This window comes from Nocardia pseudobrasiliensis NBRC 108224, assembly GCF_001613105.1.
GTDB classification, from domain to species: domain Bacteria; phylum Actinomycetota; class Actinomycetes; order Mycobacteriales; family Mycobacteriaceae; genus Nocardia; species Nocardia pseudobrasiliensis.
In genome coordinates this window covers 43513-58608 of sequence record NZ_BDBS01000024.1, presented here as the reverse complement: position 1 = coordinate 58608, position 15096 = coordinate 43513, and the positions used below count along the sequence as shown (strand labels likewise).

Below are 15096 nucleotides of genomic sequence, written 5' to 3'. Positions count from 1 at the left end.
GTTCAGATGCCGAAAACCTCGAGTTGAGTGGCGAGGTCGGCGCGCTCACGTCGGGCGCGCACGACCTCGACCGCGGATACCGGCCGCGGCAGGGGATGGATCTTGGGCGGGGACTTGTCCGGCGGCAGGTTGACCGCGATCAGCGTGGCGTTGAGCTGCTGGATCAGGTCCGCGATGGTCATCAGCACCTGGACGTTGAGGTCGTAGCCCGCCGAGGACCGCAGTATCGGGCCCTCGTCGGCGGATTGCGCTGCCACGCCGCCGGTTTCATCCTCGACTTCGAGGATGTGTTCGGCGAGGTCGAGGTCCATGGCCTGGGAGGCGCGGTAGCGCGAGCCGTCGGGGACCTGGGCGAGGAACCGCCAGAGTTTGGTCCACGGCAGGCTGCCGCGGAAGAAATCGAGTAGGTCCACGCCCCAGTAGGCGTGCAGATCCCACTCGATGGCCTCGCAGTGCCGTTCGATCAGGACTGCGAGGCCGACTCGCCCCCCGGCAGTTCCTCTGCGCCCGCGTCGGCGCCACCGTTGAAGTGGCGGTTGAGGTCGTCGATCAGCGCCAGGGTGACCTCGATCGGCTCGTCGCGCAGCACGGCCCACACCTTGGGAAAGGCGTCCTCGCCGACCAGGGCCTCGATCATGTCGGGCAGGTCCTCGCCGGAGACCATGCCCGCGGAGTCGGCGAGGCGGGCCAGCATGAGGGTGCGTTCGATGCCGACGGGCGGGGAGATGAGCACCGGCGGCTCGTAGGCGTCGAATTCATAGGGCTTGGGCGGGTTGAGGTCCTTTTTCGCTTCGCGGACCAGACGCGCCCATTTGGATTCGACGGTCTTCTTCTGCGTGCTTTTCGCCGCAGCGGCCATGGTGCTCGACTCCCGGTATTGAGTTGTGTTGCGCCCGTTACTTTCCGGCAGGGCGGAGGACGGGCTTGGGCTTGCGGTCACCGGATTCGGTGTCGGCCTCGACGGGCTGGGCGACCGCGCTGGTACCACTCTTGCGGACATAGCCCGAGCACGCCAGATTATTGATCTCGGCGGCGCTGTGCGCGGTGACCTCGACGTTGTCGGGCGAGATCATGATGGTGGCGGACATATGCGAAAACCTTTCGGCGGGTTGGGTCAGACCGAGGCGGAGAAGCCCGCGGCCGCGGCGATCTTCTTCCAGCCCGGGCCGCCGAAGACGGTCTTGATCGCGTAACCCAGCTTGTCGTCCAGCTTCGCGCGGGCGGTGAACTGGTAGGACAGCGCCTCGTCCTGCTTCCAGGACTGTTCGGCGACCTCGACGATGGTCAGCTTCGGCACGACCTTGATCACGTAGATGGTGTCCGCGCCCGCGCCGTCGATGCCGACGAACAGCGCGCGGTGGTACATGAGCGACGGTTCGGTCGGGTCGGCGAAGGAGGTCTCGCCGGTGACCTTGTCGTAGGTGACCGTCGACAGGTCCCGGTTGTGGTACAGCTCCAGATTCGCCTTGTGGGTTTCCTGCCCGGTCCAGGTGATCTTGGTGTTGCGCTTGGTGATATCGGTGCGCGCGGATTCCAGTAGCCCCCAGCTCTCCACCTCGGAGGTCTCGGTCTCGGGCGTGAACGCCGGAGCGCCGTCCTTGGCGACGTGGCCCAGCGAGGTGAAGCCGGTGGTCTTGAGGTCGATCAGATCGGCGGTCTCACCGGCGGTGAACGCGGCGGGCAGATTCGTCGACAGCGGGGCCAGCAGGACAGCGCCGGCGAGGGGCTTGCGGATCAGGCTCTGCTGAAGATTGCGCAGGGCGGCGGTATCCACCATGGGGTGACTCCCTTTTCAGTTGTGTATTCCGAGGTAGGCGGCGGCGCGCAACAGCGTCGCCGGATTGTCTTTGAGCAGTCCGATGCCGGTATTGCAGCCGTGGCACAGCAGTCCGCGCACCTGACCGCTGCCGTGCTGGTGGTCGACGACCAGCGGCACGTCCTCGGCGGGTTCGGCGCAGATCGCGCACACGCCGCCCTGATCGGCGAACAGTCGCCGATAGCCGTCGCGCGTTATGCCGTAGCGGCCCTGAAGTTTACGATCGGCGGCGCAGTCGCGGCAGCGCCGTTCGATACCGTCGCGTTTGCTCGCATTACGGTGGAACTCGTTGGCGGGCCGGGCTTTCCGGCAGCCGGTGCAGGTATGAAGTTGTGTGATCACGGGTCTCTACCGGGCGCGGAAGCTGATCCAATAGGTGGATTCGACGAATCTGTTGTCGCTGTTCAGGTCCGGTTCCTGGGTGTTGCCGACTTCCTCGTCGGTGTAGTCGATCAGCACGCCACCGGCCTTGGTCGCCCCGGCGGACAGGATGCGTTCGCGGACCCTGTGCGCGCTGGCCCAGGCCTTGGCGCGGGTGTCGGCGACGACGACCACCGACATCAGCGCGCGATCGGTGATGCCGTCGCGGCAGCCGCCGCCGATGCGGTTCACGGCGATGATCGGCATGAGTGTGGGCCATTCGGCGGGGTCGGGCAGCGCGGTGCACGTCCAGCCCAGGTCGTCGAGCAGGGCCAGCAGGACGATTTCGGCGTCGGGGAAGGTGGCCATCATCGACCGCCGTACAGGCGCTCGATATCGGTGACCACCGATCGCAGCCGCCGGTTGTCGCCGCCGAGGACGTGGCGGCCGCCCACGCGGGGCGGGAACTGGCCGGGTTTGACACGGGTCCGCACCGGCGGGCGTCGATTGCCGTGGGTGGCAAGGTTTTTGCGACCGAATTCGACCGCCGCGGCGTAGTCGGCGCGGGCGTCGAACGAGACCGCGATGCGGCGGCCGTCGGAACCGACGGTTTTCAGCGGTTCGGGGTAGATGCTGGTGGAGCTGGCCAGGTTCCCGGTCCGGTGCGGGACGCGAGCGGCCCACAGCGCTCTGGCCTCGCGCGCGATGCCGTACAGGCCCGCGGCCATGTGCGGACTACTGGCGACCGTGGCCAGCGCGGGGTTGGTCGGAGCGCCCGAGGGGGCGCGGTCCTGCTCGCCGTACCAGACCAGCGCGCCGAAGCGGTACATCATCGGTGCCTCTATCCCTCGATCCGCCGCAACCGGACGATCACCCCGGGTGTCCATCCCGTCACCGGATGCTTGGGCCGCTGCGGCCGCCCGATGACGTGGTATTTCTCCCCGTCGGCCAGCTCGATCAGGTCGTTCGCCAGCACGTCGGATCCGACGGGCACGTACGCCGTCGCGTCGTAGCGGGCCATTTCCCGGTTCGAGGTCGCGACGCCGTTGGCGTTGGGTTCGTCCTGGTCGCCGAAATCAATGACGGCACAGCGGATTTCGTGGTGCTCGACGTAGGAGGTGTCGCCGAACCGGTCGCGGGCCGGACGCCGCCACACGGTCACGGTCTCGCCGTGTGGAGTGGGCAGCATCATGCCGACCACCGCACCGGCGCGATTCCTACGACTCCGTAGCGGCGGCGGCGTTTGCGCAGCGGCGCGAGTTCCTCTGGGGTGAAGAACAATTCGCCGGTCGACGCCTTGTCGGACAGTCGCGTGGTGTACCCGCCGGCGGCCTGGTAGGCGACACCGGCGGGGTTGCGCACCACGCGCAGCACGGCCGCGCAGACCGCGCGGGTGGCGTTGGCCTTCACCAGCGCGGGCAGGGTCGCCGGATCGACGGCCAGCCGCGGTACCTGCGTCATCAGCAGCGCCTCGGCCTCGACGATCTTGGTTTCCGCCCAGACGATCTGGCGTTCGGTCAGCTCACCTTCGTAGGAGGCGAGCAGATCCGCACGCGTGGCGAACACACCCACCGGCTAGGCCCCCTCGGTGGCGGCTTTGCGGGGACGACGTTTCGGCCCGGAACCCGCTTCCTGTTCTGCGGCAGCGGATGCCACAGCGCCATCCCAGGCGGCGGGGTTGGCGATCTGCGCGACCGCCCACTCCGGCACCGCGTCGCCGGGCCCGAACCATTGGTCCGCGCCGTCCGCGTCGCGCACGCAGACATACGAAATCAGTTGTGCCACTGCGCTGCCGATCAGCCGATGGTGGCGACGAACAGCGCCTTGGGGTCCTCGAGGACCGGCAGGCACAGCGCGTCGACCACGGTGGTCTCCTTGAACGGCGGGCCGCTCTTGACCACCACCCCCGTCAGGCCCGGCGCGTCGGCGAAGCTCATATCCGACTGCGCGGCATTGACCAGCTCGAGCGCGGTGGCGGTGATACCCCACTTCACCGAGCCGAGCGTGTTGGTCGGGGGCACGAAGATGACCTTGCCCTCGGGGATCACGCGCTTGTCGACCCCGTCGACGCGGATGACCGTGTCGTAGACCTCGGCGATGGCCGGGAGGTTGAAGTCGTCGAGGATGTTGTTCACCATGCTGCGCGACACCAGCTGCGGGGTGCCCGCAAGACTGGCCGCGTAGGTGCGGAATTCGGCGTTGCGCTGCAGCAGCGACGCGGTCTTGCGGCTGATGATCATGCCGCCCGGCGCGTAACCGGTGTCCTGGGTGTACTTGTCGACCCAGGCCGCCAGATCCGACACGATGGTCGCGGCCGGATCCGACCACGGCTTGGCCGCGGTGACGAAATGGTCTGCGGGAACACCGAAATCGGCGTTCAAATACAGGCCGTTCTCGCCATTGAGCTGGATCTTGCCCGAGTGCAGCAGCTCCCCGCGGGCCACCTCGATGCGGTTGCGGATCGCGCGGACCGCCAGGGTGATGTCGTCGTAGATGGCGGTGGTGATCGCCGCCAGCGAACCGCCCTTCTGCCGGGCGCGTTCGAGCTGCAACCGCTCGAGTTCGCCCTTCATGCCCTGCACGCTGATGGGCAGCAGGTCCACCTCGCGGGTATCGACGTAATCGCGCTCGAGCTGCGGGATATTGCCGTCGAAGGAGCGGAACGACGCGGTGCGGTTGACGCGGGTGGCGTTGACCAGCCGGACGGTCTGTTCCTGCACGAGCACATCGGGCAGGAAGTTGACCAGCTTGTGGTCGGCGGGCAGCGGCACTTCACGGGCAAAGACGGTCGCCGAGTCCGGATGGACCGGGGCGTCGAAGACTAGAGTCATTCGTGGCCTCTGTATTCAGTTGTCAATTCGATGGTGGGAGAAGCGGATTCGGTTCAGAAGAACTTGAACCAGGCGCCGAGCGCGGTCTTCGCCCCCGCATCCAGGCCCGAGCCGGTCGGCAGCTTGCTCTCCTTGATCGCACCCGGGCCGAACCACAGCGGCGCGGCCTCCTGAGTTCCCGTGGGGGTGAACGCATTCCACAGGAATCCGGCCGGAACCTTGCGGCCGTCGGTCGCGGCGGGATCGTAGGGCCCGTACAGGCCGGTGGCGTCGATCTTGCCCAGCACGATGCCCGAGGGCAGCGAGCCGGCGGCCAGCTGGGCCGCGGTGAACTTGCTCATATCCAGCGTCACCGACGCGCGCCCGGGCTGGCCGGAGACGTCGGCGTAGACGAATGCCCGCGAATCACCGCTGTAGGTGCCGGTGACGCGGGTTGCGATATTGCTCATGGATGCTCCAAACAGTTAGGCGGCCTTGGTGAATCGGCGTCGCGCCTCGGCCAGGCCGTCGGACTTGGTCGACTTCTCCGGATGCGCGCCGGACGATCCCTGCCCGAAGTTCGGGTAGGTGCTCGGCGTCGCGGGTTCCTCGCCGTACTGGGTCCGCAGGTGTTCGACCACCTTCGCGCCGTCGACACTGCCGTCCTCGGCGCAGAACGCGGTCACGTTGACCGTCGCGACCCAGCCGTCCAGGCGGGCGCCCTTGATCACGGTGGAGGCGTAACCGCGCAGCTGCGCCTCCTGAACCAGCGGCATCAGCTGCGCGCGGGCCTCATCGCGACCGGCGATGCGGGCCGTTTCGACCGCGTCGGCGTGTGCGCGTTCGGATTCCGACAGCTGTGCGCTGCGCAGCGCTTCGAGCTCCTCACGCAGGGCCTGCACCTCTTCGGGGGTGTGACCGGCCTGCTTGGACTTGGACCGCTGTTCGTGCACGCGCGCCTTGTGCTTCCAGTACGCCGCCTGCTGTTCGATGCTCATCTCGGTCAACGGGGTGGCGTCGGGGTAGCCGTAGCGGTTCAGCTCCTGCTCCCCCGCGGCGTCGGTGGCCTCGTCGCCGTCGACGAAATCCTCGGCCTCGGTGACGGTGTCCTCGATTGCGGCGTGCTGGTTGCTCATAGTCAGTTGTGATCCCTTGCCGGGTAATGAATTCGGTATTTCAGTCAGGTCTCGCCCATGCCGGGTTCGGCCCTGCTCGTCCGCCCCCGAATCGGGGTGGGAAGTCTCTACGCCGCCGATACGATGCGCTCATAGCGCCGCACCTGCCCCCGCTGCCACAACAGCCGCGGATCATCGGCGGCCAGCCCCTCGCGCTGCGTCGCCGCCAGCAGTTTCCGCATGATCGACAACTGCCTGTGCGTATTCGGCGTCGCGTCGTCGGCGATCGCGCCTCGCAACCGTGGCACCGGTTCGCCGCGGCGGACGGGTACCAGCAGCGCCTGCAGTTCGCCGTGCTCGTCGACGCGATATTTGGTGCGGTGCAACAGTTCTGCCGCCGTACCGCCCGCATCGCCGTAGATCCGGTCGAGGTCCTCGCGATTGAGCGAGCGCCCCGGATCCGAACCGTGCTTCACCGGCAGCACGGCGCAGTTGCACCCGGTGTGCAGCGGCTTCAACTCGTCGGTTCGATAGATCCGATCCGACGCGGCGACGCACAATCCGCAACTCCCGGTCCTGGCGAGCTCGGGGCGAATTACTCGCCGCCAGCCGATCACCTCCGGATCGACCCTGCCCGCACGACCGATGATCTGCGATTCCGCCTCCCGCTCTGCTAGGGCGACGTTCATAGCCAGTTCCATTTTCACACGGGCGGCGGTGACGTCCAGAGCTTCGTTCGGGTCGCGGCCATCCTCCAGCATCCGCCGGTAGCGCCGCGCCGGCCGGTTCCATACCTCGGTCACCGGCAGGCGCTGTGACACACCGGCACTCGTGCGAACCAGTCTCGGCTCGGCGTATCGGTAGGGTCGGGTGGTGGAGTACAGGCGTACCTCGTCGGGCACCTCGGGTATGAAATCGCCTATTTCGGTACCCATTTCGTGCAGGTAGCGGCGCTGGACCGCCGACACCAGCGAGACCGCGCGGCGTTGAGTCGCGATCGATACTCGCGCGGCGTCGTGCGAAAATGCTTCTACCGCGAAGCCGTCGGACGGATCGGTCATTCGCCAGCGCGCCTGAACCCGATCCTGCGCGTCCAACAGGAGCAGATGTCTGCGTCGCGAATGCGACAGCAGCAGACCCGCCAGCATCACGCCGCCGTCAGCAGTCGGGTCATTCGCGCGGCCGCGTCGCCGCAGGTGTGCCCGTCCCATTCGGCGGCCACATCCCGCGGCGGGATTCGGAACTTGCCCCAATGCTCGACGGGGTAGTGGTTGCTGATCTGGCCGCCCGGCAAGGTGGCCACGACAATGAACCAGCCACCGCCCAGACATAATTCGCCGTCGCTGTGGCGCAGACTCTTGTGCACATCGTGGCTGCCCGTGGCCGCCCATTCGTTGAACAGCAGCGCGTTGTACAGCATTCGGTATTCGTAGAGCTCGGCGAAGGTGTGGTGGCCGTCGGAGATCATCGGGCCGTCTCCACCGTCTGCTCGTCCTCGGCCCCCGGATTCTCCACGGTCGGCGCGGCACCGGCCGACAGATCGGGCAGCGGCGACGCGGCGGATTCGGAGGCCATGGCCTCTTCCAGCAGTTCGGTCTCGTTCAACTTCGCGACCACCGGGTCGAAGCCCAGAATGTCCACCACCTGCCGCTTGCGCGACAGAATCCCACGCGTCTTACTCGCCGCATCGGTCCGCGACGCCATCGGAACCCGTTCGGTCGGCCCCCACTGGATCCGCACATTCGCCGTCCGCCCCGCCTGTCCGGACAACCCGAACACCATCTGCCACAGCAGAATCCACTGCGGGTCCTGACGGCTCTGCCGATCCTCGATCTTGTCGGTCAACCCCTCGCGGGCCATCGCCGCACCCTCGGCGGTCTGATTGGCGCCATCCGGAGCCATCATGTGCATGGGAATCCTTGTGCACGAGGCGAATTCCTTTACGTCATCACGCACCGCCAGCAGCAGCGGCTGCAGATCGGTGGCACTGGATTCCCAGAACTCCACATCCGGCGGCACAATCCACAGACTGCCCGGATCGGCCTCGAATACATCCGACAGATGCGCGTCGGACAGATCTCTGATCAGCGAATCGGAATCGTCGCTGAAATCCGCGCCGCCATCCAGATCGCCTTTGATGGCCCGCTGCTTGAAGGACTGATACCAGGTGATGACCATCCGGTTCAGAATGCCGTCGGAGATGCGATCCAGCAGATCGATATACGGTTCGAACTCCCCCAGCCCCATCTTGTTGGTGAACTTCACCACCGGCACGCCGCCGAAATCGTCCAGCCCGGACAGGCTCGCCGAATCGGTCTTGGTCCACTGGTCGAGGGTGAACTGCTCGGTGAACTGGCCGGGCTCGCGGACGAAGGTGTGCTGCTGCCCCGGGACGAACAGAATCGCCTGCTGCCGATTATTGATCTTGTCGTTGAACACCTTCACGAATGCGACCAGATGCCGCGGATTCAACGGATCCACCTCACCCACACAGAACCGCGGATCCTCGGCCAGCAGCATCGGCACCGACCCCGCCGCGGCGCCCGGCAGCGGCGGCACGATGGTGACGTAGCTTTCACCCAGCGTGTACAGGTAGGTCTGCATATCCCGTTGCAGCGCGGCGAAACCCGACACATTCATCACATTGCGCGCGATATCGTCGCCGTCCAGATCCTTGTCCGGATCGGTGTAGATGCCCTTGAGCACCGAACGATCGGCCATCGCGTCGATCGCCATCATCGCGTAATTGGGGCGCGCCTTACGCAGTAGCTCCCGGAACGTCTCGCGATACTTCTCATTGATGTACGGCAACGGCGCGTCGCCGATGTAATACGACCACAGCAGCGCCAACCGTTCCCGCCGCGTCGTGGGCGTATGGGAGGTCACAACCCGCGGCTTACGCTCCAGCTTCTCGTTGAACCGCTTCATCAAATACTCGAACCACCACTCGGGCGGCTGCTGTTTCTGCTGCTGACCAGCCATTGTTCAGTTGTTCTTTCGCTCTAGCGGACTCGAACCGCGATCCGTTTGCGCTTCTTCCCGCCGATACCCTTGGCGACCGCGTCGAGCCGGGCCTGCCACGCCAGCGTGGCCGCGACGGCGGCATCGATCTTGTTCGCCGAATCCGGATGCTCCTTGCGAATCTGCACACCCTTGGTGGAAGCGAACCGCCGCGCATTGAGTACATGCTGGGTAAGGATCGGCGAACCGTCGTGACACAGCTCGCCATCGAGCACCGCGTCCTGGAACTTGCGCAGCGCCTCAACGGTTTTGAATGCCCGCGCGCCGGTCATCCACCATTCGATCGGATGCGGCTGCGTGGACTTCACCAGCAATCTCGCCCCGTACTTCGCCTCCCACTTGGCTACATAGGTTTCCCACAGCGCCGGATCGGCGTAGAAACCGACGACGTTGTAGGTGCGAAACGCCTGCTCGACCGCCGCGTCGACCGCGGTCGTATCGACCTCCCAGCCATCGGGATGATGCCCCGGCGGCTGCTCCCACACCTTGACCTCGAACAAACAACCGTCCGACACCCGACAACCGATCAGAGCCGTCGAATCGGTAATGCCGCGCTTGCGTTTACGAGAACCGTCGAAACCCAGCACGATCACATCACCCGGCTCGATCCGCCGGTGCGTGTCGAGATCATCGTCGATCGGTCCGCAGCGCGCCCATTCCCAGGGCGACAACCACGCATTCGACGCCGTCGACGGTGAATTCAGAAAGTACCGATACGACGCCTCGACCGGATTACGCGGATCCTGCACCTCGGTGACCAGCGCATCCAGATCCATCCACTTCGCCGCGCCGCCATAGGCCTCCGCCAGCGCCGCGCGCAGCTTCGGAGTATCGCCCAGATCGGCGGGCTCGATATCGCCGTACCGATAGTGCAGCAGCAACCGGTCGTTCTTGACCTTTCCCGCCCGGATCTTCAGCGCCAGCTCGTGCTGCTCCTGACAGATCGACCCGTCGGCGGGATCGTAGTAGGTCGACGTCGCAATCATCAGCGGCTCAGCGAATTTCGCACGCTTGCGCAGATTGCGGTTCACCACCCGGAACATATTCTTCAACTCGGGCAGCACATACAGATGGGTCTCGTCCGCATTCGCCGCGGTCTCGCGGCCACCATCCTTCGACGAGCCCGACGCGGTCGACGGGATGATCTCCCCGCCCTCGGGCAGCACGATCCGCGTGATACCGGCATTGTCCCGGCGACGCATCGCCTCCGACAGTGGACCGTCACGGAAGTTGTACAGGATGGATTCATAGGTATTCGACGACTGATCCGCCGCCGTCGCCAGGCACCGGATGAACGGATTGTCCACCGGACGCCCGAGCGGCTCACCCGGCTGGAATTCGTATTCGAAGCCGAGGCCCCACGGATCCCGATAGACCTCACCACCCTTGGCCCACCCGTCGAATCGCGACGGCCCGATGGCCTCCCACATCAGCATTCGCGCGGCGAGACCGGACTTGTCCGCACCCTTGGGAGCCAGCATCAACACCTCGTCGACCAAGCGTCGACCCTCATCCGGCTCACCGGGCGCGGCAAGGGCATACGTGTCGAGCAGAAACGCGGCCTGATCATCGATCAGCTCCACCGGCATACCGACCACGTCACCCGCGCCGTGCACAACCAAACTCTCGATCCAATTGATCGCCAGCCAACCCAGCGAACAACTGCGCGAGGAACGGCGAGGCTTGACGACTTCAACCGGCATCGCGGCTCCGGTCCTCGGCCATCAACCAGCCATCAGCCGCTTGCGACGATCCGCCAGCGACGCCACCCGCGCACTGCGGGCCCGCTGCTCGGGCGAGGCGTCCTCCTCGGTCACCGGCGCCGCGACCCGCACCCGGGCGCGCGCCAGATCGTCCTCGGTAAGGCGCAGCGCCGCTCCGAGAGTCGTCGTGATGGCCTTGTAGTTCTCCGAACCCGGACGCGTCAGATACCGCTCGATGAGCGGGAGCGTCATATGCAACTGAAACCAGGTACCCGGGCCGTACATCGCCGCCTGCGGTAACCGCGAAAGATGTTCGTAGACAGCGCGACCCGTCGGCCCCACCTCGATCCACTCGGGGATCTCGGGCACCTCACCCGTGAACGGCGTCGAACCGATCTCGGTCCACCCATCCGCGCCGACCAGCGGATCGACATTGCGTCGCGCCCGCTCCTCCGGCGATTTCGGCGGCGGACCACTCCTACGTCCAGCCATATCCAAGTCACTCCCGTGTCGGGTCCGCTCGCCGGACACAACAGGGCCCCTGACGGATCACATTGCGATACACCGGCATTCAAATCTCGCGCGTTGTTCTCACCCGCATCGCACACGCGGGCAGGCAGACGCACCCCTGCCACCCACCCACGGTATCGATACCGCGGGTGGGTGCAAGATGATCAGAACCAGCCCAGCACGATCGGCAGGACCTTCACGATCACACCGAGAACCGTGACCAGGGCCTGGCCCACGACGATCACATTGTCAACATCGACCGACATTGCTACCTCACTTGTATCCGGGGTGCTTCAACAACGAATTCGGATGCCGTGCCGCATGTTTCACCTCGGCCCGCGCCTGCGCGGACTCCGATCCGGTCTTCTTCCGATGACATGGCGCGCACACCGCCTGGAGGTTGTCGATCTCATCCGACCCACCCCGCGCATGGTTCACGATGTGGTCCACTTCGACCGCATCACCCGCGCACCCCGAAAACCGAAGCCGACACTGAAATCCGTCCCGCGCCAACACCAACGGCCGATTCCGCCGATGCAGCGCACTCACCGCACGCGTACCGCCGGAACCCCACGTCACGACACCACCACCTGAAGCACCTCCACCGATTCTCCCAGCGCCCTATGGCCGCAACCAGATCAATTGTTCGAATCCCATTGATACTCAGCGGCTTCCATCTATCAAGATCAACCACCTCGCCAACCAGGCCCTCCCGCTCGGGAGAGAGCGTGAAGGGGAGCCAGGCAGGGTAACCCCGTAACCGCTCGGCTACGGATCACCCCACGTGCACACGCCCGGTCGGTCGGATCGGATCGCTTCGTCGGACAACGGGCCCACGGAAATTACTCGGAGCCCCAGGACTGGGTCACTCCAGGAAGCCACTGCGACCAACCACGGCCGCCCCTGCCCGAGTCTGCCTTTACCAGGTGGACTCCCTGAATCGGGAACGAAAGCGAATGGCCCTCTGACGGCACGACGGCAACGCGGGTCAGGCGTCCCACCCGTTGAAAAACCCACGGGCGCAGGGGGTTGCGGCATGAACAGTGGCGCTCACCAACCGTACCATGCATCCCATGGGATATAGACGGCGTGACATGTACGCCGCCTGCGGTGAATGAGACAGTGTCGGTACACTCATCCACATGCCCACCAGCCTCGAACTTCGCACCAAGCTGATCGATGCGATAGCAGACGCCATCGAGGCCAAGGATGAGCAGATTCAGGAGATCGCCCTCGACACGGGCATTGATCGACATGAGGTCGGTCGGCTCGCGGATCGGAACGTCACCCGCTTCTCACTCGAGCGGCTTGTGAACTACTGCGCCCCCTTCGGCCTGACCGTAAGGATGAGCCTGGAGGGAGCGGACACCGAGCCGCACTCCATCGACGATCCCGCCTGGCTGGAAGCTCGAAACCGAAGCGCCGACACCGATTACACCGACAGCGGGTACATGAGCCGCGAGCTCGGCCTCGCGATTGCGGTCGCGGTCGATCGCTCACCGCTCACCCAAGGCGCTCTCGGCGACAGCGTCGGACTCCCTCGCACCACCGTCTCGAAGCTGAAGTCACGGCGCCCCAACCTCTTTCGACTGGACTCCCTGGTCGACTTCGCACCGAAGTTCGGCCTGACTGTGGACATCATCGCGGAACCAGCGCGTCAGACATAGCGTCACCGTGACGCTTTGACCGGGGGCCAACCCAGAAGCCCCCGAGAACCCGTACATCCAGCGATCACCCGAGTCATGCGCTACGCGCTCGCGGGCGCGGGGGAGGTCTCCCCCCCACCCCTCGAACCAGCAAGGTGCGAGCCGCATCCAGGCGCGCGAATTCGACCGCGCGGCAACCGTTTTGCCCGCCCGTTCGGCGCGAGTCCATGCACCGGATGACCCTGGTTTCGCGATGATTTCGCCCCCGAAGCGATGTATGTGTCGCACGTCACATCACCTTATTTGCGCAGGTCAGCGACATGATTTGGCGATGGCCCGCACCGCCTGATAACGCGCGCAGGATCCTCTACCCTTTTCAAAATCACTCACAGTTGACGTGTGCCAATCTTGTCCCCTAGCTTTGTGTCATCGCCGCACCGACCGGAGCGGCGACGGGGATCGGGTGAACGAACTACGCACCGCGACAACGCAATCCGCCACTTCCGTGGCGGTCGCGCGGCTCTCCCGAAGGTTCCAGGTCGATTCGACCAACTCTCACCACTCACTCATGAGGAGGCACCCCATGAACGGGGCAGCTAATCAGTTTGCGCAGGAACAGAAGTCGGGGACGGTGTATCTGGATGTCGCCACCAACGATCACGGCGACGAGAAAGGAATGCTTGTCCATCGGGCATTGAGTCGGATCGAGAATGATGTCCCGCATATCGTCGAGATCGGCCCGGGTGGCGGTGCGGCAGTCGAATACTTGACCGATCGACTGGTGGAAGGGTCGCGGACGGCGCGGCTGACCTTGATCGAAGCACCCGGTGTGGTCTCGCAATCGCTGCTCACCGCGATGGATCGGTTCAATACGATCGGTTCCAGTGCGCTCGTTCACGGGTGGGCGCAGGACATCGCGTCACTGTTGGATGAACCGGTCGATATGGTCTCGGCGTCGGCGCTGTTGCATGAGATCTACTCGTACGGGGACGCGTATACGGGACTGCATTCGATGATGCGGATTCTGCCGACTGTCATCCAGCCGTACGGCTACTTCGTGTATCGCGATGTGTACGCGGTCGATGCACCGAGTCTGCATGAGCGTGTGGTGCAGTCGTACAGCAGGCAAGCGTGGTTGCAATTCCTGCGGATGTTCCTGCCGCATTACCTGGCGACGGGTGCGCATCCCTATCACCATCACGCCGATGAGGTTGTGGTGCGGCAGAATTCGCGGATTGTGCCGCTCGCCGAGGTGGATACGCGGGTCTGTGCGGTGATCGAAGCGCCGATCGGCGTGTTTCGCGAGGTGCAGCGGCATTACATCACCTTCCGTGATCACGTGTGGCGGTCGGGTGTGCTCGGTTTCCATCCGAGCGTGGACGGTCCGCTGTCGCAGGATTGGATCGATTTTCGGTTCGGTCACAAACGTGTTCATTACTCGCTGAGCGATTCGGGCTGGATGTCGTCGGCACAGAGGGCGAATCTGTTGGCAGTGAGTGAACGGTTCACCGATCACTACGTCATCGACGGGGATCTGTTCGACGCGATGTCGGATGTGTCATTGATGGCATTCCTGGCATCGGCCGAGCGGGATGATCGAGATTGCGCGCCGGTGTGGGAATCGTGGCTTACTCGGGAAGGGCGCGAGACGTATGCGTATCTGACCATTGATGAGTTGCTCAGTGCGTTCGCCGTGAATTCGATCGAGGCGGGTATTGGTCAGGACAGTGTATTGATGCCGGTGAGTGCGGAGGACGTGTTCACTCGGGAGCGGCGGTACTACAACCGGTTTCTCACGAAGCGGTTGTCGAATCCGTTGACCGACGCGAAGCAGCTTGTGTTGTTCCAGAACATCCCGGTCGCGGATGCCGAGGCGGTACAGCGTGGGCTCGGTACGCTGCATCGGCTCTGCTCGAAGCCGAACCTGGCGCGGGTGCAGGGCGCGATTCACTGGCGAGAGTGAGCGCGTGACCGGTTGTGACCGGCGGTAGACGGTAGAGGGCTCGGATCATGGCTTAGATGATCCGAGCCCTCGCCCATCGTACCGAGGGGTGCGGGCGAATCCGCCCGCAGCCGTGCTTTCAGCGGTTGCGTGGGGTGTAAATACTCGCTGCG

At 65.0% G+C, this 15096-nt stretch carries 21 protein-coding genes; 2 read left to right on the top strand and 19 right to left on the bottom strand.

The window, feature by feature from the left end:
• Positions 1-2 precede the first annotated feature (2 nt).
• The 19 genes from NP4_RS20245 to NP4_RS43395 all read right to left on the bottom strand — a co-directional run bounded on the left by NP4_RS20245 (position 3) and on the right by NP4_RS43395 (position 11851).
• A complete protein-coding gene (locus NP4_RS20245) occupies positions 3-413 on the bottom strand; it encodes a hypothetical protein (protein ID WP_068000001.1) in 411 nt (136 codons plus the stop codon).
• Between the two features lie 50 nt (positions 414-463).
• Positions 464-859, bottom strand: a complete 396-nt coding sequence (locus NP4_RS20240; RefSeq protein WP_067999999.1) for a hypothetical protein — start codon at positions 857-859, stop codon at positions 464-466.
• Positions 860-896: 37 nt separating this feature from the next.
• Positions 897-1088: a hypothetical protein gene (locus tag NP4_RS20235; protein WP_067999994.1), complete on the bottom strand. Its 192-nt coding sequence runs from the start codon at positions 1086-1088 to the stop codon at positions 897-899.
• A gap of 26 nt (positions 1089-1114) precedes the next feature.
• Positions 1115-1777: a phage tail tube protein gene (locus NP4_RS20230; protein WP_067999992.1), complete on the bottom strand. Its 663-nt coding sequence runs from the start codon at positions 1775-1777 to the stop codon at positions 1115-1117.
• A 15-nt stretch (positions 1778-1792) separates the two neighbouring features.
• Entirely contained in the window at positions 1793-2158 is a 366-nt protein-coding gene (locus tag NP4_RS20225; protein WP_082876039.1) for an endonuclease VII domain-containing protein, read from the bottom strand.
• Positions 2159-2164: 6 nt separating this feature from the next.
• Entirely contained in the window at positions 2165-2548 is a 384-nt protein-coding gene (locus NP4_RS20220; protein WP_147287955.1) for a phage tail termination protein, read from the bottom strand.
• The gene (locus NP4_RS20215) at positions 2545-3009 is read right to left on the bottom strand and encodes an HK97 gp10 family phage protein (RefSeq protein ID WP_067999988.1); all 465 of its coding nucleotides are present in this window, start codon (positions 3007-3009) and stop codon (positions 2545-2547) included. The genes NP4_RS20220 and NP4_RS20215 overlap by 4 nt, the downstream gene beginning before the upstream one ends.
• An 8-nt stretch (positions 3010-3017) precedes the next feature.
• Entirely contained in the window at positions 3018-3368 is a 351-nt protein-coding gene (locus NP4_RS20210; RefSeq protein ID WP_147287954.1) for a hypothetical protein, read from the bottom strand.
• Complete coding sequence (locus NP4_RS20205; protein ID WP_147287953.1) at positions 3365-3742, bottom strand: Gp19/Gp15/Gp42 family protein; 378 nt, start codon at positions 3740-3742, stop codon at positions 3365-3367. The genes NP4_RS20210 and NP4_RS20205 overlap by 4 nt, the downstream gene beginning before the upstream one ends.
• Positions 3743-3751: 9 nt before the next feature.
• Positions 3752-3961 carry a hypothetical protein gene (locus NP4_RS20200; protein WP_067999980.1) on the bottom strand — a complete coding sequence of 70 codons (210 nt, stop codon included), beginning with the start codon at positions 3959-3961 and terminating at the stop codon, positions 3752-3754.
• A gap of 11 nt (positions 3962-3972) precedes the next feature.
• Positions 3973-5007, bottom strand: coding sequence for a major capsid protein (locus NP4_RS20195; RefSeq protein WP_067999978.1), 1035 nt, complete (start codon positions 5005-5007; stop codon positions 3973-3975).
• A 53-nt stretch (positions 5008-5060) separates the two neighbouring features.
• Positions 5061-5456: a head decoration protein gene (locus tag NP4_RS20190; protein WP_067999976.1), complete on the bottom strand. Its 396-nt coding sequence runs from the start codon at positions 5454-5456 to the stop codon at positions 5061-5063.
• A gap of 15 nt (positions 5457-5471) precedes the next feature.
• Positions 5472-6122, bottom strand: coding sequence for a hypothetical protein (locus NP4_RS20185; protein ID WP_067999974.1), 651 nt, complete (start codon positions 6120-6122; stop codon positions 5472-5474).
• Positions 6123-6229: 107 nt separating this feature from the next.
• Positions 6230-7249: a hypothetical protein gene (locus NP4_RS20180; protein WP_067999972.1), complete on the bottom strand. Its 1020-nt coding sequence runs from the start codon at positions 7247-7249 to the stop codon at positions 6230-6232.
• Positions 7249-7569 carry a WDGH domain-containing protein gene (locus NP4_RS20175; protein WP_067999970.1) on the bottom strand — a complete coding sequence of 107 codons (321 nt, stop codon included), beginning with the start codon at positions 7567-7569 and terminating at the stop codon, positions 7249-7251. The genes NP4_RS20180 and NP4_RS20175 overlap by 1 nt, the downstream gene beginning before the upstream one ends.
• Positions 7566-9083, bottom strand: coding sequence for a phage portal protein (locus NP4_RS20170; protein WP_067999968.1), 1518 nt, complete (start codon positions 9081-9083; stop codon positions 7566-7568). Before NP4_RS20170 ends, NP4_RS20175 begins: the two co-directional genes overlap by 4 nt.
• A 20-nt stretch (positions 9084-9103) precedes the next feature.
• Positions 9104-10825, bottom strand: a complete 1722-nt coding sequence (locus tag NP4_RS20165; RefSeq protein ID WP_067999967.1) for a terminase large subunit domain-containing protein — start codon at positions 10823-10825, stop codon at positions 9104-9106.
• Positions 10826-10846: 21 nt separating this feature from the next.
• The gene (locus NP4_RS20160; protein WP_067999965.1) at positions 10847-11317 is read right to left on the bottom strand and encodes a phage terminase small subunit; all 471 of its coding nucleotides are present in this window, start codon (positions 11315-11317) and stop codon (positions 10847-10849) included.
• A gap of 291 nt (positions 11318-11608) precedes the next feature.
• The gene (locus NP4_RS43395) at positions 11609-11851 is read right to left on the bottom strand and encodes an HNH endonuclease (protein ID WP_373863853.1); all 243 of its coding nucleotides are present in this window, start codon (positions 11849-11851) and stop codon (positions 11609-11611) included.
• A gap of 626 nt (positions 11852-12477) precedes the next feature.
• Here NP4_RS43395 and NP4_RS20150 point away from each other — a divergent pair.
• Together NP4_RS20150 and NP4_RS20145 are read left to right on the top strand one after the other, a co-directional pair.
• Entirely contained in the window at positions 12478-13002 is a 525-nt protein-coding gene (locus tag NP4_RS20150; RefSeq protein WP_067999960.1) for an XRE family transcriptional regulator, read from the top strand.
• 442 nt (positions 13003-13444) lie between these two features.
• Positions 13445-14944: a hypothetical protein gene (locus NP4_RS20145; RefSeq protein WP_245997845.1), complete on the top strand. Its 1500-nt coding sequence runs from the start codon at positions 13445-13447 to the stop codon at positions 14942-14944.
• Positions 14945-15096 lie beyond the last annotated feature (152 nt).

Bases quoted from the DNA above. Each gene is read 5' to 3' on its own strand.
- NP4_RS20165 (WP_067999967.1), bottom strand. From the start codon at position 10,825: ATGCCGGTTGAAGTCGTCAAGCCTCGCCGTTCCTCGCGCAGTTGTTCG.
- NP4_RS20235 (WP_067999994.1), bottom strand. From the start codon at position 1,088: ATGTCCGCCACCATCATGATCTCGCCCGACAACGTCGAGGTCACCGCG.
- NP4_RS20150 (WP_067999960.1), top strand. From the start codon at position 12,478: ATGCCCACCAGCCTCGAACTTCGCACCAAGCTGATCGATGCGATAGCA.
- NP4_RS20230 (WP_067999992.1), bottom strand. From the start codon at position 1,777: ATGGTGGATACCGCCGCCCTGCGCAATCTTCAGCAGAGCCTGATCCGC.
- NP4_RS20210 (WP_147287954.1), bottom strand. From the start codon at position 3,368: ATGATGCTGCCCACTCCACACGGCGAGACCGTGACCGTGTGGCGGCGT.
- NP4_RS20240 (WP_067999999.1), bottom strand. From the start codon at position 859: ATGGCCGCTGCGGCGAAAAGCACGCAGAAGAAGACCGTCGAATCCAAA.
- NP4_RS20180 (WP_067999972.1), bottom strand. From the start codon at position 7,249: ATGCTGGCGGGTCTGCTGCTGTCGCATTCGCGACGCAGACATCTGCTC.
- NP4_RS20190 (WP_067999976.1), bottom strand. From the start codon at position 5,456: ATGAGCAATATCGCAACCCGCGTCACCGGCACCTACAGCGGTGATTCG.
- NP4_RS20170 (WP_067999968.1), bottom strand. From the start codon at position 9,083: ATGGCTGGTCAGCAGCAGAAACAGCAGCCGCCCGAGTGGTGGTTCGAG.
- NP4_RS20185 (WP_067999974.1), bottom strand. From the start codon at position 6,122: ATGAGCAACCAGCACGCCGCAATCGAGGACACCGTCACCGAGGCCGAG.
- NP4_RS20220 (WP_147287955.1), bottom strand. From the start codon at position 2,548: ATGATGGCCACCTTCCCCGACGCCGAAATCGTCCTGCTGGCCCTGCTC.
- NP4_RS20175 (WP_067999970.1), bottom strand. From the start codon at position 7,569: ATGATCTCCGACGGCCACCACACCTTCGCCGAGCTCTACGAATACCGA.
- NP4_RS20160 (WP_067999965.1), bottom strand. From the start codon at position 11,317: ATGGCTGGACGTAGGAGTGGTCCGCCGCCGAAATCGCCGGAGGAGCGG.
- NP4_RS20215 (WP_067999988.1), bottom strand. From the start codon at position 3,009: ATGATGTACCGCTTCGGCGCGCTGGTCTGGTACGGCGAGCAGGACCGC.
- NP4_RS20195 (WP_067999978.1), bottom strand. From the start codon at position 5,007: ATGACTCTAGTCTTCGACGCCCCGGTCCATCCGGACTCGGCGACCGTC.